Genomic DNA, 255 nt, shown 5'->3' with positions numbered 1-255 from the left:
AAACTCTCAAACGTTTGGTGGCGATAGCGAAGGGGTTCCACACGTTCCCATCCCGAACACGACCGTTAAGCCCTTCAGCGTCAATGGTACTTGGACCGCAGGGTCCTGGGAGAGTAGAACGCCGCCAAGCGTAACCCATTATGGGTTCTAAAGTAAATATAATGTGGGCCCTTAGCTCAGTTGGTTAGAGCGCACCTCTGATAAGGGTGAGGCCGGTGGTTCGAGTCCACCAGGGCCCACCATTTACACCTTAAA

1 tRNA gene and 1 rRNA gene are annotated in these 255 nt (G+C 52.9%); both read left to right on the top strand.

Annotation, left to right across the window (positions count from 1 at the left end):
• Positions 1–13: 13 nt before the first annotated feature.
• Positions 14–130, top strand: a 5S ribosomal RNA gene (rrf, locus tag M3636_RS29315).
• Positions 131–165: 35 nt separating this feature from the next.
• Positions 166–242 (top strand) — tRNA-Ile (locus M3636_RS29310).
• Positions 243–255: the final 13 nt, after the last annotated feature.

The organism is Paenibacillus sp. MER 99-2 (assembly GCF_023714095.1).
Classification (GTDB): Bacteria; Bacillota; Bacilli; order Paenibacillales; family Paenibacillaceae; genus Paenibacillus.
This window is presented reverse-complemented; position numbering and strand designations above follow the sequence as displayed.